This window comes from Streptosporangium sandarakinum (genome assembly GCF_013409935.1).
GTDB lineage: Bacteria > Actinomycetota > Actinomycetes > Streptosporangiales > Streptosporangiaceae > Streptosporangium > Streptosporangium nondiastaticum.
In genome coordinates this window covers 3802161-3821570 of sequence record NZ_JACCCO010000001.1, presented here as the reverse complement: position 1 = coordinate 3821570, position 19410 = coordinate 3802161, and the positions used below count along the sequence as shown (strand labels likewise).

The following is a 19410-nucleotide window of genomic DNA, read 5'->3' as shown; positions in this document are numbered from 1 at the left end:
CGCACGGGCGGGGTCAGATCGTCACGTTGAGGGCGGTGAGGCCGCGGATGATGTAGCCGGGGCCCCAGGACGGCTCGGCGGTGAGCTCCATCTTCGGGGCCCGGCGCAGCAGTGCGCCGAACGACTCGATCAGCTCGATCCGGGCGAGCGGAGCGCCGAGGCAGAAGTGGATGCCCGCGCCGAAGGAGATGTGCGGGTTGTCCACCCGTCCCACGTCGAGGCGCTCGGGGTCGGCGAAGACCTCGGGGTCGCGGTTGGCCGAACCGAACAGCAGCGCCACCTCCGTGCCGCGCGGGATGTCCACCCCGCCCACGGTGATGTCCTCCAGCACCCAGCGCTCGAACATCTGCAGCGGCGTGTCCCAGCGCATCAGCTCCTCGATCGCGGTGGGCAGCAGGCCGTGGTCGGCGCGCAGCCGTTCCAGCTCGGCCGGGTTGCGGAACAGCGACCACCAGCCGTTGCCGGTGACGTTGACCGTGGCCTCGTGCCCGGCGTTGAGCAGCAGCACGCAGGTGCCGACCAGTTCCTCCTCGGTGAGCCGGTCGCCCTCGTCGACCACCTGGGCCAGCGCGCTGATCAGGTCGTCGCCGGGGTCGGTACGGCGGGCACGCGCCAGCTCGACGAGGTAGGCGGAGAACTCCTCGGCGGCGCGCACGGCGGTGTGCTGGGCCTCGGTCGAGGGGTTGAGCTCGTACATCCCGCAGATGTCGGCCGACCAGGGTCGCAGCAGGTGCCGGTCGGCCTCGGGCACGCCGAGCATCTCGGCGATCACGGTCACCGGGAGCGGCTCGGCCACCTCGGAGATCAGGTCGCCGCCGCCGCGCTCGGCGAACGCCTCAACCAGTTCGCCGGCGATCCGGGCGACCTTGGGGCGCAGCGCCTCGACCATGCGCGGGGTGAACGCCTTGGAGACCAGCCGCCGCAGCCGGGTGTGCACCGGCGGCTCGACGTCGAGCATCCCGGCCCTGACCACCCGCCAGAACGGGTCCTGGAACTCCGGGTCGTCCGGCCTGCCGAACTCGGCGTGGGTGGCCACGTGCAGGTAGGACCGGCCCAGCCGGCGGTCGCGCAGCAGCGCGTTGACGTCGGCGTGCCGGGCGATCAGCCACTGGCCGGTCGGCTCGAAGAAGCTGACCGGCCGCTCACGCCGCAGCTCGTCGTAGACGTCGTAGGGATGGGCGACGAATTCCGGATTCCAAGGATCAAAGTGCACGTAGACATCGTAATGTCCCAGGTAGCCGGGCCCCAAGACCCCGGAGATCCGGGGAACGCATGTCCGCATTCCGAGACGCGGAGCTTGCGGCGGGACCGCGGTGGTCGGTTATAGTCCCCGGTAGGTCATGAGTGCCAGCGACAAGCCCCGGCTAGCTGGCCGGCAACCCTCGCGTCCGCGGCGGGGTGCCCCGGGTGAGGACCTGGTCCGGCGCGAGGTGCGCCGGGCAAGCGCGGGCTCCACGCACCAACGCCGTGGCTTGGGGTCCGATGACCTCGAAGGAGAGCCGGCGTGTCCACACTGACGATCTTCGCCTCCACCGCCCCCGCCGACACCACCCCCACCCCCACCCCCGCTTCCGGCGACGTCGCCGATGCCGTTCGCACCACGCGGACCACCGCCCCCACCGCCGGAACCGTCACGCCCCCGGCCGCCGCCGTCCCCGTGACCCGCGCGCCCGAGGGTCGGCGGATCCCCGCGGTGCTCGGCGCGGACCTTGAGGTGCCGGTCCGCGGCGGCCGGCTGGCCCCCTACGCCAACCTCGACTACGCCGCCAGCGCGCCCTGTCTGGAGCCGGTGAGCGCCGCCGTCGCCGCCGCGCTCCCGGCCTACTCCAGCGTCCACCGCGGCGCGGGCTACGCCTCCCAGCTCACCACCGCCCGTTACGAGCGGGCCCGGCACACGGTCCGCGCCTTCGCCGGGGCCCGCCCGGACGACGCGGTGGTCTTCACCCGCAACACCACCGACGCCACCAACCTGCTGGCCCGCTGCCTGCCCGAGGGGACCACGGTCGTGGTCTTCGACACCGAGCACCACGCCTCGCTGCTGCCCTGGCGGCACACCGTACGGCTGGCACCGCCCGCGTTCCCGGGCGAGGCGGTCCGTGGCGCGGACCGGGCGCTCGCCGAGATCGAGGGCCCCAAGCTGCTGGTCGTGACCGCCGCCTCCAACGTCACCGGGGAGCTGTGGCCGATCGCCGCGCTGGCGCACATCGCCCACCGGCACGGCGCCCGTGTCCTGGTGGACGCCGCCCAGCTCGTCCCGCACCGTCCGATCAACCTGACCGCGCTCGACCTGGACTACGTGGTCTTCTCCGGTCACAAGCTCTACGCCCCGTTCGGCACGGGCGCGCTGATCGGCCGCCCGGACTGGCTGTCCGGCGCCGAGCCGTACCTGCGCGGCGGGGGCGCGGTGCGGGCGGTGAACGTCCCCCAGACGGGTGAGGCGGACGGCTGGGAGATCGACTGGCACGACGACCCCGAGCCCCGCCACGAGGCCGGCACCCCGAACGTCCTCGGCGCCGTCGCCCTCGCCGCCGCCTGCGACGCGCTGACCGCCACCGGCTGGACCGCGCTGATCCACGAGGAGGAGCGCCTCCTCGCCCGGCTGCGCGCCGGACTCGCCGGGATCGAGGGCGTGCGCGAGCTGTCCCTGTGGGACCCCGCCCACCCCCGCGTCGGCATCGTCTCCTTCACCGTGGCCGGCCGTACCGCCCGCGAGGTCGCCGAGATCCTGTCCGCCGAGTACGGCATCGGCGTCCGGGACGGCAAGTTCTGCGCCCACCCCTTCGTCCGCCACCTCCTGGACGCCCACCGCCCGGAGGCCCACCCCCGGGACACCCACCGCCCGGACACCCGCCTCCAGAACGCCCACGTCCAGGACACCCACGTCCAGGACACCGCGGACGGCGGCTGCGACGACGGGGCCGCCTCGGCCGTCCGCGCGTCGATCGGCATCGGTACCACCGACGAGCACGTGGACCGGCTGGTGTCCGCTTTGCGGGAGATTGCCGCGCGGCGCTGACGTGGGAACATGGCCCTATGAGTGAGCGTCACGCCGAGGGGGCGTCCCGGGAGCTGCACGTGGGCATCGGGGCCGGGGCGGAGGCCGTACGGCCGGTCCCGGTTGACGGGCCGGCGGCTCCCGGCGCGCGGGGCAAGGAGCTCGCCACCGAGGACATGGTCCTCAACATCGGACCGCAGCACCCCTCCACCCACGGGGTGCTGCGGCTGCGGCTCACCCTGGACGGCGAGCTGATCAGCTCGGCCGAGCCGATCGTGGGCTACATGCACCGCGGCGCGGAGAAGCTGTTCGAGGTGCGCGACTACCGGCAGATCATCGTGCTGGCCAACCGGCACGACTGGCTGTCGGCGTTCGCCAACGAGCTGGGCGTGGTGCTCGCGGTGGAGCGGATGCTCGGCATGGAGACGCCGCCCCGGGCCGTCTGGACCCGCACACTGCTGGCCGAGCTGAACCGGGTGCTCAACCACCTGATGTTCCTCGGCTCCTACCCGCTGGAACTCGGCGCGATCACCCCCGTCTTCTACGCGTTCCGCGAGCGCGAGACCCTCCAGGCCGTGATGGAGGAGGTCTCCGGCGGGCGGATGCACTACATGTTCAACCGGGTCGGCGGCCTGAAGGAGGAGCTGCCCGAGGGCTGGTCGGACCGCGCCGCGCGGGCCGTCGCCGACGTGCGGCGGCGGCTGCCCGACATCGAGAACCTGATCGTGGACAACGAGATCTTCCTGGCCCGCACCCGAGGGGTGGGCGTCCTGGACCGCGAGACGATCATGCAGTACGGCGTGAGCGGCCCGATCGCCCGCGCCTCCGGGGTGGACATGGACCTGCGCCGGGACGAGCCCTACCTCGCCTACGGCGAGCTGCCGGTTCGGGTCGTCACCCGGGAGGCCGGCGACTGTCACGCCCGGTTCGAGGTGCTGCTGGAGCAGGTGAAGGTATCCCTCGACCTGGCCGACGCCTGCCTGGAGCGGCTGCGCGATCTGCCGCCGGGACCGATCAACCAGCGCCTGCCCAAGGTGCTCAAGGTCCCCGAGGGCCACACCTACGCCTGGACGGAGAACCCGCTCGGCCTCAACGGCTACTACCTCGTCTCACGCGGCGAGAAGACCCCGTGGCGGCTGAAGCTCCGCTCGGCCTCCTACAACAACGTCCAGGTGCTGCGCGAGACGCTCCCCGGCCACCTGGTCTCCGACATGGTGGCCATCCTCGGCTCGATGTTCTTCGTGGTCGGCGACATCGACAAGTGACGCCGCGGCGCCGGACCCGGCGTCTCCGGTAGCCCGGCGGACGGCGCCCCGGCGAACCGGCGGACCACGACGCCGGACCCGGCCGGTCGCCGGGACGCGGATCTCAGCGCCCGGCTTCCTGGCCCTTCTCGGTGGGGTCCTTGGGCACCCGGCAGCAGTGCTCCAGGTACAGCGCCGCGCAGATCAGCGCCACGCACCCGACGAACGAGCCGCCGGCGATGAAGAAGTCGCGGCGCGGCACACCCTGCTCCAGCAGGTCGGCGGTGTAGAAGGCGAACCCGGCGAAGACACCCGCGAACACGGCTCCGCCGTACGCCGACGCCTGGGCCAGGGCCGCCAGGCGGGCCACCGCCATCGGCTCGACAGGTTTGGTGCCCGGCCTGCGCCTGATCCGGGCCCTGGTCATCCACCCGGTGTACGCCTCGCCGATCGCCAGCAGGAAGACCGTCAGGATCGCCGTCCACGGCACGGTCGGCAGGGACGAGTAGAACGGCTTCAGCGCGATCCAGGTGAGGACGCCGAACACGACGATGAGCCCGACGATCACGTCGGGGCGGCTGGGCTTCACTCGGGCCTCTGCAGCGTCAGATCGGCGCGCAGCCGTACGCCCTTCTGGTCCAGCCCGGCCAGCAGGTCGGTGACCCGCCGCCCGGCCAGCGTCGCCTCCGGATCGACCCGCGACCACGGCACCAGCACGAACGCCCGCTCGTGCGCCCGGGGGTGCGGCAGCGTCAGCTCGGGGTCGCCGGAGACGACGTCCCCCACCATGATGAGGTCGACGTCGAGGGTGCGCGCCCCCCAGCGTTCCATCCGGATCCGGCCGAAGGCGTTCTCCACGCTCTGAGCGCGTTCGAGGATCGCCCGGGGGTCCAGGGAGCTCTCGGCGATCACCACCGCGTTGAGATAATGGCCCTGCTCGGGGCCGCCGACCGGGTCGGTCTCGTAGACCGGCGACACCGCGACGAAGCCGAACCCCGGCGCGTCGAAGAGCGCGTCCAGCGCGCCCTGCAGGGTGTCGAAGCGGTCGCCCAGGTTGCTGCCGAGCGCCAGCACGACCTTCATCCGCGGCCCTCCCGGCTCCTCCTGATCGTCACGACCACGTCGTCGAACGGCAGCGGGATCGGCGCAGCCGGCTTGTGCACGCTCACCTCGGCCGACTCCACCGCCTCATACGCCAGGCAGACGTCGGCCAGGCGCTGGGCGAGCGTCTCGATCAGGTCGACCGGCTCGCCCTCCACGACCTTCACCAGCTCCTGGGCGAGCTCGCCGTAGTGCACGGTCCTCGTCAGGTCGTCGGTGGCCGCCGCGGGGGCGGTGTCGAGGAAGAGCGTGACGTCCACCACGAACTCCTGGCCCAGCTCCCGCTCGGCCGCGAGCACACCGTGCCGCCCTCTCGCCCGCAACCCCCGCACGCTGATCCGGTCGGTGCCGGTCGGGTCTGTCACGCCGCCTCGTCCTCCTCCTCGTCGTCGTCGCTCTGCAGCACGGGCGAGCCGTGGTGCAGCCAGAGCCGCCAGCCCTCCGCCGTCCTGACGAAGGTGTTGCTCGCCACCACCTTGCCCGCGGCGAAGCTGGAATCACCCTCGTCGCCCGCGGTGAGGATGTTCTCCTCGCAGGTGAGGATGGCGACGTCGCCCATCACCATCACCCGGACGTCGGTCAGCACGAACTGGATGTAGGGGGTGTTCGCCATGAGCAGCGCCCAGGAGCGCAGCACCTCCGGGCGGCCCGACACGATCGGCCACCCGGGATGCACGCAGCTCACCTGCCGGCCGTCCATGTCGTCGGCCCAGATCTCGGTCATCCGGTCGAGGTCGGCGTTCTCGATCGCGGTGTAGAACGCCTGGTTGACCGTCTCGACGGCGGTGGTGTCGACGCTCATGATCTCGCTCCCTGGAGGGCGGCGGCGACGCGGACGGCGTCCGCGTTCGGGCGTACGTTGTGCACCCGCACACACCACGCCCCCTCCCGGGCGACGATGGCCGTCACGGCGAGCGTGGCGTCGTCGCTGCGGTCGAAGGGCCGTGGCGTACCGTCCGGCTCGGCGAGCAGCCGCCCCAGGAAACGCTTCCGGGACGCCCCGATGAGCAGGGGGTGGCCGAGCTCGGCGAGCCGGTCGAGCCCGGCGAGCACCGCCCAGTTGTGCTCGGCGTTCTTTGAGAAGCCCAGCCCCGGGTCGAGCACGATCTGCTCCTCGGCGACGCCCTCGGCCAGCACCGAGGCCACCCGCTTGGCCAGTTCCTCGCGCACCTCGGACACGACGTCGTCGTAGACCGCGCGGCGTTCCATCGCGTGGCTGTGGCCGCGCCAGTGCATGACCACGTACGTCACGCCGGTCGCGGCGACGACCCTCGGCATCTCCGGGTCGGCCAGCCCGCCGCTGACGTCGTTGACCAGCACGGCCCCGGCGTCCACGGCGGCCCGGGCGACCTCGGCCCGCATGGTGTCGACGCTGACCGCGACACCCTCGCGGCTGAGCTCCCGGATGACCGGCTCGACCCGGGCCAGCTCCTCGTCGAGCGGCACGCGCGCCGCGCCGGGCCTGGTGGACTCCCCTCCCACGTCGACGATGTCGGCGCCCTGCTCGACCAGTTCCAGACCGTGCCGCACGGCCGCCTTCGGGTCGAACCAGCGGCCGCCGTCGGAGAACGAGTCGGGGGTCACGTTGACCACGCCCATCACCAGGCACCGGCCGAGACCGGGCACCCCCGGCACCTTCCACGTAGTCATGCCGACAAGCCTAGGCGTTCCCCATACTTCGCCCATATCGTGGGTCCGGCTTGCGGGACGACGGGTCCGTTCCGGCCGGTCGGGGGGACGGGAGGCGCCGGGACGGCGCGGAGGGCGGTGGACGGCACTTCTCGCGATCATCTTCCGCGTGGGTCGCCTTTCCCGGCCAGCCGATCGAGGAAGCGCTCGGAACAGGAACTCGGAGCATGCCGGACGGTCGGCAGGTGTGGCGATACTAACCCGATCCGGGGAGGCTCGACAGCCTTTCGCCCGTACCGTACGGCGAAGCCCCGCCGGAACCGCGGGGGCGGCTCCGGCGGGGCTTCGGGGCCCGGACCCGGTGGACGGGCGGGCCGGTGGATCCTGTGGGCTCAGGGGGCTCGGTGGGCTCAGTGGATGATGAGCGACATCGCCTCGGCGCGGGTCTTCTCGCTGTTGCGGAAGTCGCCGCGCACCGCCGAGGTGATCGTCTTCGCGCCGGGCTTGCGGACACCGCGCATGGTCATGCACAGGTGCTCGCACTCGATCACGACGATGACCCCCCGGGGCTCCAGCACCCGCATGAGCGCGTCGGCGATCTGGGAGGTCATCCGCTCCTGCACCTGCGGGCGGCGGGCGTACACGTCGACCAGCCTGGCCAGCTTGGACAGGCCGGTGACCTGCCCCTTCTGGTTGGGGATGTAGCCGACGTGGGCGACGCCGTGGAACGGCACCAGGTGGTGCTCGCAGGTGGAGTACACCTCGATGTCCCTGACGAGCACCATCTCGTCGTGGTCGACGTCGAAGACCGTGGTCAGCACGTCTTCCGGGCTCTGCCGCAGTCCGGCGAACTGCTCGGCGTAGGCGCGGGCGACCCGGGCCGGGGTCTCCTGGAGGCCGTCCCGGTCGGGATCCTCACCGATCGCGATGAGGATCTCGCGGACGGCCTTCTCGATCCGGGCCGAGTCGACGCTCACCGGCTGTTCGACTTCCACGCTCAGCTACCGTCCCTCGGGGCGGTGTCCGGGTAGACGCCCGACGTACCCGCCGGGAGCGCGCCGTTGCCGGACTGCTCCTTGGGGGTGAGGATCGGCGGGCGGTTGGACGGCAGCCGCTTGCCGTAACCGGAGTAGGAGGGTCGCTTCTCCTTGACGACCACCGGGGCGAAGATCTGGAGGACCTGCTCGCGGGAGAGGGTCTCCTTCTCCATCAGCTCCAGCACCAGGTTGTCGAGCACGTCGCGGTACTCGACGAGGATCTCCCACGCCTGGTCGTGCGCGGACTCGATGAGGCGGCGGACCTCCTCGTCGATCGCCGAGGCGATCTTCTCGGAGTAGTCGCGCTCGTGGCCCATCTCGCGGCCCAGGAAGACCTCGGCCTGACCGGTGCCGAACTTGCGGGCGCCGAGCTGCTCGCTCATGCCGTACTCGGTGACCATGCGCCGGGCGATGGAGGTGGCCTTCTCGATGTCGTTGGAGGCGCCGGTGGTGGGCTCGTGGAACACGAGCTCCTCCGCCGTGCGGCCGCCCAGCAGCATCGCGAGCTGGTCCATCATCTCCGAGCGGGTCGCGAGGAACTTGTCCTCCATGGGCAGCGTCATCGTGTAACCGAGGGCGCGGCCGCGGGACAGGATCGTGATCTTGTGGACCGGGTCGGAGTTGGGCAGCGCGTGCGCGACCAGGGCGTGACCGCCCTCGTGGTACGCGATGATCTTCTTCTCCTGGTCCGACATGACCCGGGACTTGCGCTCGGGGCCGGCCATGACGCGGTCGATGGACTCCTCAAGGGTCTCCATCGTGATCAGCTTCTGGTCGGCGCGGGCGGTGAGCAGCGCGGCCTCGTTGATCACGTTGGCCAGGTCGGCGCCGGTGAAGCCGGGGGTACGGCGGGCGATGACGTCGAGGTCGACGCCCTCGGCGAACGGCTTGCCGCGGCCGTGGACCTTGAGGATGCCCTTGCGGCCCTCCAGGTCCGGGCGGTCGACGGTGACCTGGCGGTCGAACCGGCCGGGACGCAGCAGCGCCGGGTCGAGGATGTCGGGCCGGTTGGTCGCGGCGATGAGGATCACGCCGCCCTTGACGTCGAAGCCGTCCATCTCGACGAGGAGCTGGTTCAGCGTCTGCTCGCGCTCGTCGTGACCGCCGCCGAGACCGGCGCCGCGGTGACGGCCCACCGCGTCGATCTCGTCGATGAAGATGATCGCCGGGGCGTTCGCCTTGGCCTGCTCGAACAGGTCGCGCACCCGGGAGGCGCCGACGCCGACGAACATCTCGACGAAGTCGGAACCGGAGATCGAGTAGAACGGCACCCCGGCCTCACCGGCGACCGCCCTGGCGAGCAGGGTCTTGCCGGTTCCGGGCGGGCCGTACAGCAGGACGCCCTTGGGGATCTTGGCGCCGATCGCCTGGAACTTGGCCGGGGCCTGCAGGAACTCCTTGATCTCCTGCAGTTCCTCGATGGCCTCGTCCGCGCCGGCGACGTCGGCGAAGGTGGTCTTGGGGGTGTCCTTGGTGATGAGCTTGGCCTTCGACTTGCCGAAGTTCATCACCCGCGAGCCGCCACCCTGCATCTGGTTCATGACGAACAAGAAGATCAGGACGATGAGGATGATCGGCAGGAAGCTCACCACGAGGCCGACGAGGATGTTCTCCTTCGGCACGTCGACGGTGTAGCCCTTGGAGAGCTTTCCGGCATTCTGCGCTGTCTGGAGCTGGTCGGCGAGCTGGACTCCCTGGCCGGTCACCCACGAGGAGTAGTAGCGCTTGCCGTCGGCCAGTGTGACCTCGATGCGCTGATCCTTGTCGATGATCTTGGCGTTGGAGACCTTGCCCTCGTTGATCCAGCTGACGATCTGGGACGTGTCCCTCTTCTCGAAGCTGCCGTCGCCACCCCACATGGTGCTGACGAGCAAGAGCAAGACGACGATGCCCAGGATCCACAGCAGTGGCCCACGTGTAAATCGCTTGAGATCCATCCGATGCGGAACCCCGGCGGGCCCGTCCCTTCCTGACCATGGCCTGGAGACCCCGGGCGAGCCCGGGGTTGCGGCATCCCTAACCGCTTCCAACTGACTACCCAGAGACGGCGCTGTAGGCCTTCTCTTAGAAGTCCGAAGGTACACCGGCGTGCCGCGCAGGGTAACCGCTCAGGCAGCACCGGCTTTGCCCTACCAACGTACGTCAGGTGGGTGTGTGTTCCCTGCCGCAGCGGGCGATGTCGCCTTTTCGGACGGCCCGCTTCGCGCAGGGCGTACTTTTCAGGCCTCTCCGTACACGTGCGGCGCGAGAGTCCCGATGAAAGGGAGGTTCCGGTAGCGCTCGGCGTAGTCCAGGCCGTACCCGATCACGAACTCGTTGGGGATGTCGAATCCGATGTATTTCACATCGATCGGAACCTTGACCGCGTCCGGCTTGCGCAGCGCGGCGCAGATCTCCACCGAGGCGGGGTTGCGCGACTTCAGGTTGTGGACCAGCCAGGAAAGGGTCAGGCCGGAATCGATGATGTCCTCGACGACCAGCACGTGACGCCCCGCGATGTCGGTGTCGAGGTCCTTCAGCACCCGCACGACACCCGAGGACTTGGTGCCGGCGCCGTAGGACGACACGGCCATCCAGTCCATCTGGACCGGCAGGTGCAGCGCCCTGGCCAGGTCGGCCATGACCATGACCGCCCCCTTGAGCACGCCCACGATCAGCAGGTCCTGGCCCGCGTAGTCCTCGTCGATCCGGGCCGCCAACTCCTTGATCTTGGCCTGGAGCTCGTCCTCGGAGATGAGGACCCGAGCGAGATCCTTGTCCATGTCGGCTGCGTCCACCTGGGATTTCCTTACGAAGCGGGACTGGCTGGCTGTCTGGCGAACACCAGGGTGCCATACCGGCGGACCACCCCAATCCCCCCGGGGACCTCCACGCGCCGCTGCCCCCGCCAGCCGGTGACCAGGCTGTCGATCCGCAGGACGTGCCCGGCCGCCAGCGTGCCCGGAGGCGAGCCCGCCTCGACCGCGGCTCGCCGCAGCACCCGCCGGCGGACCGCCGCGGGCGCCTTCTCCAGCTCCGGTACGGCCAGCGCGACCCCACCGATATCGCTAAGAGCGCAATCGGCGACGGCGGCGCGGGCGTAGACCTCGTCCGCCCAGCCGTCGAGGGCGTCGGCGTCGTCCCGGCACAGGGACGCGGTCCGGGCCAGCGCCTCGGTCACCCCGGGGCCGAGCTCCTCCTCCAGGGCGGGCAGCAGCCGCCGCCGGACCCGGACGCGGGCGTAGCGGTCGTCGACGTTGTGCGGGTCCTCCCAGGGGACGAGGCCCAGCGCGGCGCAGGCCGCCGCGGTCGTCCGCCTGCCCAGCTCCAGGAACGGCCGCCGGTACAGCCCGGCACGGGCCGGCATGCCCGCCAGCGACCGGGTGCCGCTGCCCCTGGCCAGGCGGAGCAGCACGGTCTCGGCCTGGTCGTCCCTGGTGTGCCCGAGGAGCACGGCCGCGGCGCCCAGCCGCCCCGCCGCCTCCGCCAGCGCGCCGTACCGGGCCTCCCTGGCCGCGGCCTCAGGTCCCCCGGCGGTGCCTACGTGGACGGCCGGCGCCTCGGCGGGGTCGAGCCCGAGGGCGTGCGCCAGCCGTACGACGTCGGCGGCCCGGGCGGCGGAGCCCTCCTGCAGGCCGTGGTCGACGGTCACCAGGCCGGCGCGCAGGCCCGCGCGGGGCGCGGCGAAACCCGTGGCGGCGGCCAGCGCCAGGGAGTCGGCGCCGCCGCTGCACGCGACGAGCACGAGGGAACCGGGCGCCAGATCACCCAGCGCGTGCCGTACGGCACGGCGGACGTCGGCGACGGCCGGAGGCGGACCCATGCCCGCCATTGTCCGGCCTCGGGGCGACCGTCGGCGCCACCGGCCTCGCCGAGGCCCGTCGTCAGCCCTCGGCGCCGTCGGGCTTCGGGGTGTCCCCGGTGTCCGAAGTGCCGTCTCCGGCGCCTGGGGCGCTCTCTCCGGCGTCGCCCGTCTTCGGGGCGGCGCCGTCGCCACCCGCCGGAAGGGGAGTGCCGCCGCCGACTCCGGGAACGGCCTTCGCCTCGGCCACCCTGGCCACCCACCGCTCGGGGTGGGCGATCTCGTCCGTGGTGGGGAGGGTCTCGGGAGACGTCCAGACCTTGTTGAAGCCGTCCATGCCCACGCGGTCGACGACCGCGCGGACGAAGGCGGAGCCCTGGGCGTACTGCTTCATCTTGAGGTCGATCCCGAGCAGCCTGCGGATCGTGCGGTCGAACCGCGAACCGCCCTCGCGGCGGTGGTGGAACTTGCCGCGGATCTCGGCGACCGAGGGGACCACGGACGGCCCGACGGCGTCCATGACGTAGTCGCCGTGCCCCTCGACCAGGGTCATCACCGCGGTGAGCCGGTCGAGGATCGCCCGCTGCTCGGGCGTCTGGATCGCGTCGATCAGGTTGCCCTCGCCGCCCCGGACGGCGTCGGCCACCGCGTCGGCGGCCGAGCGGAACCGCTCCAGGAGCGTGCTCAGGTCGATGTCCGAGGCGAGCAGGAACTGCGTGGTCTGGGAGCGGACGTATTCGCGCAGCCACGGAACGCCGGTGAACTGCACCCGGTGGGTCTCCTCGTGCAGGCAGACCCAGAGACGGAAGTCGTCCGGGTTGACGTCGAGCTCCTGCTCGGTGTGCACGATGTTGGGGGCGACCAGGGTCAGGCGGCCGGTGGGCGCCTCACCCCTGGGATCCGGCGGCAGGAACAGCTCGTACTGGCCGAGGACGCGGGACGCCAGGAAGGCCAGCACCGCGCCGACCTCGACGCCGGTGACGCGCGCGCCCATCGAGGTCACGATCGCCGGGGTCTGCGCCCCGCGGGCGGCCAGCCGGTCGGTCAGCGGTTCCAGCACCACCCGGAAACCGGCGACGTTGGCCTTGATCCAGCCGGGACGGTCGACGATCGTCGCCGGCTGTGGCGCGGTCTCGGTGTCGATTCGGGTGAACTCGCGGACGTGCCCCTCGGCCTCACGGGACAGCCGCCGCAGTTGCGCGACGGCCTGGCGGGCCTCCTCTCGGCTCACTTGCGGCCCGGGGCGCACCAGGCGCGTTCCGGTCGCTACGGCAAGATCCCAGTCGATCACCTGCATACCGTCCACCGTACGTGGTGAGCGTCCCGATCGCGCCATCCGCGTCGTCCACGTCGTGGGAAGCCGCGGGAAGTCGTGGGAATCGGCCGCCGGCGACGGTCCGGCCACCCCTGAGCGGCTCCGCGGCGGGCGCCGGAGCCGTCCCGGCCGCGGCACGCGCGGTGGGCACCGGCCCGCGGCGGGCGTCAGCCCATGGCGGGCGTCAGCTCGCGGCGACCCTCGCGGCGAGCCTGTCGAGGGCCGCCTCCGCCTTGCCCCACCCGGGCGGGACGTCGTCCGCCATGAAGGCGAACGCCACCAGCCGGCCCTCCCGCGTGGTCGTCACCCCGGTCAGGGTGTTGACGCCGTTGAGGGTGCCGGTCTTGGCGCGCACCAGGCCGTAGACGGATTGGTTCTTGGTGAAGCGGTGACCGAGGGTGCCGGTGAACCCGGCGATCGGCATGCCGCTGATCACCGAACGCAGGTGGGGGTTGGCCGGGGAGGCCGCCAGCGCGACCAGCCGGGCCAGGCTCGCCGGGGCGATGCGGTTGTCAGGGGACAGCCCGCTGCCGTCGAAGACCTGCACGCCCTGGGTCACACCCAGCCTGGCCAGCACCTTCCGCACGGCCGCCGCCCCGCCGTCGAAGGAGGCCGGCAGGCCCTCCTTGAGGGCGACCTGCCGGGCCAGCGCCTCGGCCAGGTCGTTGTCGCTGAGCGTCAGTGCCCGCTCGACCAGGGCGTAGACGGGCGCGGAGTCGACCCTGGCGATCTCCTGGGCGCCGGCCTGGGCCCTGCCCCGCGTGGCGCCGCCGCCGGAGACCGCGACGCCGTACTTGGGCAGCAGGGTGGTGAACACCCGGTACGCCGTCCGGGAGGGGTCGGCGACCCGCTGGCGGACGCCCGGCGTGACCCTGCCCTCGTCGACCATGAGGGCCGTGACCGGGGCGGCCTCGCCGTCGGGAATGTAGTTGGGCTTCCAGGACGGAGGGACGCGCGGGCCGGTGTAGAGGCTGTCGTCGTAGGTCACGGAGACCTTGGTGATCCCGGCCGCCTTCAGGGCCTTGGCCGTCCGCCGGGCGAGGACCGGCAGGGACGCCTGCACGGGGTAGACCGGGCCGGCGAGCGGCTTGGGACCGGCGAGCGTGGGGTCGCCCCCGCCGACCAGGACGATCGAGTTCGCGGTCGCCCCCCGCACCACGCGCGTGCTCAGCCTGGCGTCCGGCCCGAGAGAGGCCAGCGCGGCGACCGAGGTGACGACCTTGGTGGTGGAGGCCGGGGTGATGCCCGTCTCGGCGTCGCCGGCGAAGATCACACCACCGGTCTGGACGTCGAGGACCGCTCCGCCGACCCTCTTGCCCAGTGCGGGGTCCCCCAGCGCCTTGGTGAGAGCCCCGGTCAAAGTACCCTTGGCAGGGAGAGGTCCGTTCCCCCCCGAGACCAGCACCGGACCCGCGGTGACGACCGGGACGGGAGGCGGCTCGGCCGAAGCGGTCGACTCGGGCGCCTTCTTGGTCAGCAGGTCGCTGGTGAGCAGGTGGGCACCGGCCGCGACGACGAAAAGCTGCAGCAAGACGAGAGTGACCAAGGCCACCAACCGCTCGCGCCGCATCACGTCGCCGACCTTTCGCCAAACGGTACCCAACAGGTTCAACGCCTACGAGACACTAATGCCCATCCGGGTGTACCCGGGGGCTTGAGCGGAGGAACAGCGGTGGAGTTCGACGTTCTCGTTGAGATTCCCAAGGGACAGCGGAACAAGTACGAGGTGGACCACGAGACCGGACGGATCAGGCTCGACCGGCTGCTCTTCACCTCCACGCAGTACCCCGCAGACTACGGCTTCATCGAGAACACCCTCGGTGAAGACGGCGACCCCCTCGACGCGCTGGTGCTGCTCCAGGAGCCGACCTTCCCCGGCTGCCTGATCAAGTGCCGCGCGGTCGGCATGTTCCGCATGACCGATGAGAAGGGCGGCGACGACAAGGTCCTGTGCGTCCCGGCCACCGACCCCCGGATGGAGCACATCCGCGACATCCACCACGTGGCGGAGTTCGACCGGCTGGAGATCCAGCACTTCTTCGAGGTCTACAAGGACCTGGAGCCCGGCAAGTCCGTCGAGGGCGCCAACTGGGTCGGCCGGGTCGAGGCCGAGGAGGAGATCGCGCGCTCGATCAAGCGGGCGGAGACCGCCGGCGAGCACTGAGCGGACGGTCGCCGGCCCGGCGGTCGCCAGACGGGCGATCGCCGGGCCGGCGGTCACGGCGCGGGTGTCCGCCGGACGGACGACCGCCGGGCAGGCGGTGTCTGGCCGGCGCGGCCGGGCCGACGGCTGAACGGACGGCCACCGGGCGTCACGCCGGGCGGGTGGCGCCGACGAGGTCACCGCGCCACATCGGCGCGATCCGCACGACGTCCCCGGTCTGCGGGGCGTGCACCATCAGCCCTCCGCCGATGTAGATCCCCACGTGCCGCACGTCCGCGGGGTTTCCGGTGAGCCGGCCGAAGAACAGCAGGTCGCCCCGGTGGAGCCGGTCGAGCCGTATGTGCCGTCCCGACGTCCACTGGGAGCCCGTCCAGTGGTCCAGCCTGATCCCGGCCCGTTCCCACGCCCGCATGGCCAGCCCCGAGCAGTCGTAGCCGCGGGGCCCGCTGGCCGCCCAGACGTACGGCTTGTCGAGCTGCGTGAGCGCCCAGTCGGCGACGACGTCGCCGGGCATCTGCCACGGAGCGGGGTCGAGCCACCAGTCCGGCTCCGGCCATCCGCCGCCCGCGCCCCTCCCCCAGGAGTCGCCCCCGGAACGCCCCCGCAGGGTACGGCCTCCGATCACGCGGGCCCCGGCGACACGTTCCCCGGCCACGCGGCCTCCGGCGAGGCGGCTTCCGACCACGCGGCCTCCCGCGGCGCGGGCCCCGATCACCCGGCCTCCGGCGAGGCGGTTCCCGGCGGCACGGGCCCCGATCACGCGGCCTTCCGCGAAACGACTCCCGCCGACACGGGCTCCGGCCGGGTGCCCCGTCCTGAGCGCCCCCGCCGGCCGCCGGGTCCACCGGGCCGCCCCTGCCCATCCGGCCGGACCTCCGGTACGACCCAGCACCGCGCGCCGTACGAGCCTGATCCCGCCGTACGCCCACGGGCCGGCGGACCCGCCCCGGACGAACCCCAGGGGACCCACCGGCCCCACGCCCCCGGTACGGCCGCGTGCCGCATGCCGTACGGTCCCGGTACGGCCGGCCGGCGCATGTCCGGCGTGCCCGGTACGGCCCCGCGTGGCGCGCCGCTGTCCGGCGAGGCGGGCCGCGGCGCTCCTGGCCGCGGAAGCCCTGTCCCACAGACGGGTCCGCTCGGCCGTGATCCGCCGCACCTCGGCCAGCCGGGCGGCCGCGTCCGCCTCGGCCACCGCCCGCTCGGCGGCGGCCCGGCTCGCCGCCGCCTGATGCCGTACCCGGGCGTCCTCGGCGCGGGCGCCGAGCGCGAGGAAGAAGTCCCGGGCCCGCCGCAGCCCGTCGAGCCTCTCGCCCGTCGACGGCGCTCCCTCCGCTCCGTAGGCGAGGGTCTCCTGGAGTGAGGGGACCGTGAACCCGGCCGGGAAGTCGCCCGCGAGGGGAACGGCGGACGGCGCCGGAAGGCCCCCGCCGACGGGGAGGGAACGCGTGAGGAGGTCCGCGCCTGAGGGGACGGACCGCGCGCCGGAGGAGAGAGGCCGTGGCGAGAGGTCCGCACCGGAGGAGGGCGGCCACGGCGAGGGCTCCGTACCGGAGAAGCCGGCTGGTGGCGGAGGGTTCATCCCGGGGAGGGCGAGCCGCGGTGAGAGGCCCGCCGGGGCGGGAAGGGAGGGGTGCTGCGGGGGTCCCGCCGGGGGTGGAGGGGGACCTGCCGGGGAGAGGACCGGAAAGGGGGGCCGGGATGGGAGGACCGCTGAGGCGAGGGCTCCGTACCGGTCGGGGAACCCGGCCCGTTCCAGCTCGGCCTCGGCCTCGCGGGCCCGCTCACCCGCCTGTTCGGCCAGCATCCGTGCTCGGGCCGCCTCGGCCAGCTCGCCGTCATGGATCTCGGTCAGTCTCCTCACTCTGGCGGCCAGCTCGGCCGCCCCCTTCCGGGCGCTCGCGAGCCGGTCGGCGGCCGCGCGCGCCTGTTTATTTCGCTCGACGGCTCTGGACCGGGCCTCCGCCACCTCGTCGGCGGACGGGCCCGGCCTGCCCTGCCGCGCGTGGACGGGCAATCCCGCGCCCGTGATCAGGCAGCAGGCCAGGCCCGCCATCGCCACGGCGTGGCAGTGGCGTCGTTTCTTCCCCGCGGAACGCATGCGTCCAATCTCCGAATCACCGTGTGGCACTGTGCCGATGCACGTCACAGCGTGATCACTGATTGCCTCAGGATTCCCATTCGTCACTCTGCGCACACATTCAACTCACGTAACGTGAGCGATCCGCCGGACAGGCGGGCCACCCGTCGGGGTCGCCGGAACCGCCGGGGCGTCCAGCGGCGCGCGGCGAGATCTAGGGACGCTGCCACTCCGAAGCAGCGGCGGGCCGCTCCGGCCCCGAGGGCACGGCGGGCTGATCCGGGGTGGCCGGGGTGGGCCGGGAGCCGGGCGGACAGGGCCGGTCGGGCCGGTCCGCGTGGTGATGCCCTCGCGAGTGATGCTCCCGCGGCACGTCGCGCCGCGGAGGACGCCACTCGGACGCGGGCGGGCCGGGCCGGTGGGAGCCGGGCCACCCGTCGGGGTCACCGGAACCACCGGGTCGTCCGCCGGAGCCGTCAGGGCCTCCATGCCCGCCATGGCCGTCATGGTCGTCGGTGCCACCGGGCCCGATGATCGGGCCGCCGGTCGGGCCTCCGCCGGTGGCCCCGGTCCGGGTGGGCCGCGCGGAGGGCGCCGCGGTGGGTGCTGAGGTGGGTGCCGAAGTGGGTCCGGCCGTGGGCGTGGGGGCCGGCTCGTGGCCCGGGGTGGGGGCCGGAGTGGGGACCGGTGGTGGCAGGGGCTCCGGAACGGGACCCCCGACGTGCCGGTCGTCCGCCCCTCCGGGCCCGGTGAAGGCGATCGGCACGATCGGCCGGGGCGGCCCGGACCCGGCCGATCGTGCGGCCTCCCGCCCGTCCAGGGATCTCAGGACCGCCGGAGGACCGGCCGGGCCGGGGGCCCGCGACAGGAGGGTGCCGGGCGGCTCCCCCGTCACCGGCCGCGTCTCCGGCGCGCCGGCGGCGTCCTCGCCGAACTCACCGATGAGCTGGACGGACATCACCGCCACGGCGGCCGTCGCCGCGAGCGCAGCCACCGCGCCGGCCACAACGCGAGCCCCGCGGCCTTTCCGGTGGTCCGGGCGGCGGGGAAACCCGGCGGCGTCGAGCAGACCGGCCCTCCGGGCGACGTAGCGGCGGTAGGGGACGAGGTCGGGGTCGGTGAAGCAGCTCATCACCCGCACGCGCAGCGTCCCGGGCGGCACGACCGGCGGCAGGACCGCGAGGACCTTGCCCGCGGAGACCTGCCGGGCCCGGTGCGGGGCGCAGGCGTCGCAGCCGCTCACGTGGCCGGCGGCCCGCCGCCGGGCCTGCGGGGTGAGGCGGCCGGGTGGTCCGTCCAGAGACCGCGCCAGGTCCGCGCAGTCGTGGTGGCCCCGGTGGGCGAGGACCTCCACCGTGATCGCGTCGCGGAGCCGCTCCCGCGCCGCGTCGTCCATCGCGCCGGCCCGCCTGACCGGCACCCCCAGCACCCTTGCCAGGTCGGCGACGGACAACCCGTGCCGGTGGAGGAGTTCGAGGACCTCCTGGTCCTGCGGGGACAGGCTGCGGACGGCGCGCCACGCCGACGCGGCCGGGCCGGTGGCGCCGTCCCCCGGGGACGCCGGAGCGGCGGCTCCGGATCGCGGGGAGCCGGGCCGCGCGGCCTCCGAAGCCGGGGCCGCCGAAGCCGGGGCCTCCGGGCCGGGGGCCGCGAGGTCCGCGGCCGCCGGGCCCGGCATCCCCGGCTCCGGGCCGGCCGCGGGGCGTCGCCGTACGCACTCCCCCCGAGCGAGTGCGTACAGCCACGCCCGCAGCAGGCCGGGGTCGGCGAGCTCGTGGACGCGGGCCTCCGCGGTGATCATGGTGTCGCGGAGCGCCACCTGAGCCCCGTCGGGGCCGCCCAGCATGAACCAGCAGTATTGGTAGAGGCCCGGGGCGTGGAAGTCGTACAGCGCGGCGAGAGCGCCGGGCTCACGCCCGCGGAGGGCTTCGACCAGAACACCGTTGTCCATGTGACAGACGGTAAACGATTGGTAACTGAAAGTTCTACCGATTCCTTCGCGTTGACGGCCGTTGTCAACGTTCCGTCGGCGAAGCGGACAACCGGTCCTCTCCGGCCTCGGGG

At 72.9% G+C, this 19410-nt stretch carries 17 protein-coding genes and 1 riboswitch; of the genes, 3 read left to right on the top strand and 14 right to left on the bottom strand.

Annotation, left to right across the window (positions count from 1 at the left end):
- Positions 1-13: 13 nt before the first annotated feature.
- A complete protein-coding gene (locus tag HDA43_RS17285) occupies positions 14-1213 on the bottom strand; it encodes a cytochrome P450 (RefSeq protein WP_179821979.1) in 1200 nt (399 codons plus the stop codon).
- Between the two features lie 123 nt (positions 1214-1336).
- Positions 1337-1452: riboswitch (SAM riboswitch) on the top strand.
- Between the two features lie 205 nt (positions 1453-1657).
- On the opposite strand from HDA43_RS17285, the gene HDA43_RS17280 reads away from it, so the two are divergent.
- Both HDA43_RS17280 and HDA43_RS17275 read left to right on the top strand, forming a co-directional pair.
- Positions 1658-3016, top strand: a complete 1359-nt coding sequence (locus HDA43_RS17280) for an aminotransferase class V-fold PLP-dependent enzyme (protein ID WP_179823366.1) — start codon at positions 1658-1660, stop codon at positions 3014-3016.
- A gap of 17 nt (positions 3017-3033) precedes the next feature.
- Positions 3034-4260 carry an NADH-quinone oxidoreductase subunit D gene (locus tag HDA43_RS17275; protein ID WP_179821977.1) on the top strand — a complete coding sequence of 409 codons (1227 nt, stop codon included), beginning with the start codon at positions 3034-3036 and terminating at the stop codon, positions 4258-4260.
- A gap of 103 nt (positions 4261-4363) precedes the next feature.
- On the opposite strand, the gene HDA43_RS17270 is transcribed toward HDA43_RS17275, so the two are convergent.
- The 11 genes from HDA43_RS17270 to dacB all read right to left on the bottom strand — a co-directional run bounded on the left by HDA43_RS17270 (position 4364) and on the right by dacB (position 14633).
- A complete protein-coding gene (locus HDA43_RS17270) occupies positions 4364-4828 on the bottom strand; it encodes a DUF3180 domain-containing protein (RefSeq protein ID WP_179821974.1) in 465 nt (154 codons plus the stop codon).
- The gene (gene folK / locus HDA43_RS17265; protein WP_179821971.1) at positions 4825-5322 is read right to left on the bottom strand and encodes a 2-amino-4-hydroxy-6-hydroxymethyldihydropteridine diphosphokinase; all 498 of its coding nucleotides are present in this window, start codon (positions 5320-5322) and stop codon (positions 4825-4827) included. The genes HDA43_RS17270 and folK overlap by 4 nt, the downstream gene beginning before the upstream one ends.
- A complete protein-coding gene (folB, locus tag HDA43_RS17260; RefSeq protein ID WP_179821969.1) occupies positions 5319-5705 on the bottom strand; it encodes a dihydroneopterin aldolase in 387 nt (128 codons plus the stop codon). Before folB ends, folK begins: the two co-directional genes overlap by 4 nt.
- Positions 5702-6142, bottom strand: a complete 441-nt coding sequence (locus tag HDA43_RS17255) for a nuclear transport factor 2 family protein (protein ID WP_179821967.1) — start codon at positions 6140-6142, stop codon at positions 5702-5704. Before HDA43_RS17255 ends, folB begins: the two co-directional genes overlap by 4 nt.
- Positions 6139-6990 (bottom strand): dihydropteroate synthase, encoded by an 852-nt coding sequence (folP, locus tag HDA43_RS17250; RefSeq protein WP_179821965.1) that lies wholly within the window; start codon positions 6988-6990, stop codon positions 6139-6141. The genes HDA43_RS17255 and folP overlap by 4 nt, the downstream gene beginning before the upstream one ends.
- A gap of 389 nt (positions 6991-7379) precedes the next feature.
- Positions 7380-7964 (bottom strand): GTP cyclohydrolase I FolE, encoded by a 585-nt coding sequence (gene folE / locus HDA43_RS17245; protein WP_376770480.1) that lies wholly within the window; start codon positions 7962-7964, stop codon positions 7380-7382.
- Between the two features lie 2 nt (positions 7965-7966).
- The gene (gene ftsH, locus HDA43_RS17240; RefSeq protein WP_179821962.1) at positions 7967-9943 is read right to left on the bottom strand and encodes an ATP-dependent zinc metalloprotease FtsH; all 1977 of its coding nucleotides are present in this window, start codon (positions 9941-9943) and stop codon (positions 7967-7969) included.
- Positions 9944-10225: 282 nt separating this feature from the next.
- Positions 10226-10783, bottom strand: a complete 558-nt coding sequence (gene hpt, locus HDA43_RS17235) for a hypoxanthine phosphoribosyltransferase (protein ID WP_312873339.1) — start codon at positions 10781-10783, stop codon at positions 10226-10228.
- Between the two features lie 11 nt (positions 10784-10794).
- The gene (tilS, locus tag HDA43_RS17230) at positions 10795-11808 is read right to left on the bottom strand and encodes a tRNA lysidine(34) synthetase TilS (RefSeq protein ID WP_179821959.1); all 1014 of its coding nucleotides are present in this window, start codon (positions 11806-11808) and stop codon (positions 10795-10797) included.
- 61 nt (positions 11809-11869) lie between these two features.
- The gene (locus HDA43_RS17225; RefSeq protein WP_179821956.1) at positions 11870-13084 is read right to left on the bottom strand and encodes an Rv3626c family coenzyme F420 biosynthesis-associated protein; all 1215 of its coding nucleotides are present in this window, start codon (positions 13082-13084) and stop codon (positions 11870-11872) included.
- 202 nt (positions 13085-13286) lie between these two features.
- Positions 13287-14633 (bottom strand): D-alanyl-D-alanine carboxypeptidase/D-alanyl-D-alanine endopeptidase, encoded by a 1347-nt coding sequence (dacB, locus tag HDA43_RS17220; RefSeq protein ID WP_246424015.1) that lies wholly within the window; start codon positions 14631-14633, stop codon positions 13287-13289.
- 141 nt (positions 14634-14774) lie between these two features.
- On the opposite strand from dacB, the gene HDA43_RS17215 reads away from it, so the two are divergent.
- Positions 14775-15266, top strand: coding sequence for an inorganic diphosphatase (locus tag HDA43_RS17215; RefSeq protein ID WP_179821953.1), 492 nt, complete (start codon positions 14775-14777; stop codon positions 15264-15266).
- A 148-nt stretch (positions 15267-15414) separates the two neighbouring features.
- Here HDA43_RS17215 and HDA43_RS35110 read toward each other — a convergent pair whose 3' ends face one another.
- On the bottom strand, positions 15415-17367 hold the full coding sequence (locus HDA43_RS35110; RefSeq protein ID WP_246424014.1) for a C40 family peptidase: 1953 nt from the start codon (positions 17365-17367) through the stop codon (positions 15415-15417).
- Between the two features lie 193 nt (positions 17368-17560).
- Positions 17561-19297: a sigma-70 family RNA polymerase sigma factor gene (locus HDA43_RS17205; RefSeq protein WP_179821951.1), complete on the bottom strand. Its 1737-nt coding sequence runs from the start codon at positions 19295-19297 to the stop codon at positions 17561-17563.
- Positions 19298-19410 lie beyond the last annotated feature (113 nt).

Bases quoted from the DNA above. Each gene is read 5' to 3' on its own strand.
- HDA43_RS35110 (WP_246424014.1), bottom strand. From the start codon at position 17,367: ATGCGTTCCGCGGGGAAGAAACGACGCCACTGCCACGCCGTGGCGATG.
- HDA43_RS17205 (WP_179821951.1), bottom strand. From the start codon at position 19,297: ATGGACAACGGTGTTCTGGTCGAAGCCCTCCGCGGGCGTGAGCCCGGC.
- ftsH (WP_179821962.1), bottom strand. From the start codon at position 9,943: ATGGATCTCAAGCGATTTACACGTGGGCCACTGCTGTGGATCCTGGGC.
- HDA43_RS17275 (WP_179821977.1), top strand. From the start codon at position 3,034: ATGAGTGAGCGTCACGCCGAGGGGGCGTCCCGGGAGCTGCACGTGGGC.
- HDA43_RS17225 (WP_179821956.1), bottom strand. From the start codon at position 13,084: ATGCAGGTGATCGACTGGGATCTTGCCGTAGCGACCGGAACGCGCCTG.
- HDA43_RS17255 (WP_179821967.1), bottom strand. From the start codon at position 6,142: ATGAGCGTCGACACCACCGCCGTCGAGACGGTCAACCAGGCGTTCTAC.
- tilS (WP_179821959.1), bottom strand. From the start codon at position 11,808: ATGGGTCCGCCTCCGGCCGTCGCCGACGTCCGCCGTGCCGTACGGCAC.
- folK (WP_179821971.1), bottom strand. From the start codon at position 5,322: ATGAAGGTCGTGCTGGCGCTCGGCAGCAACCTGGGCGACCGCTTCGAC.
- folP (WP_179821965.1), bottom strand. From the start codon at position 6,990: ATGACTACGTGGAAGGTGCCGGGGGTGCCCGGTCTCGGCCGGTGCCTG.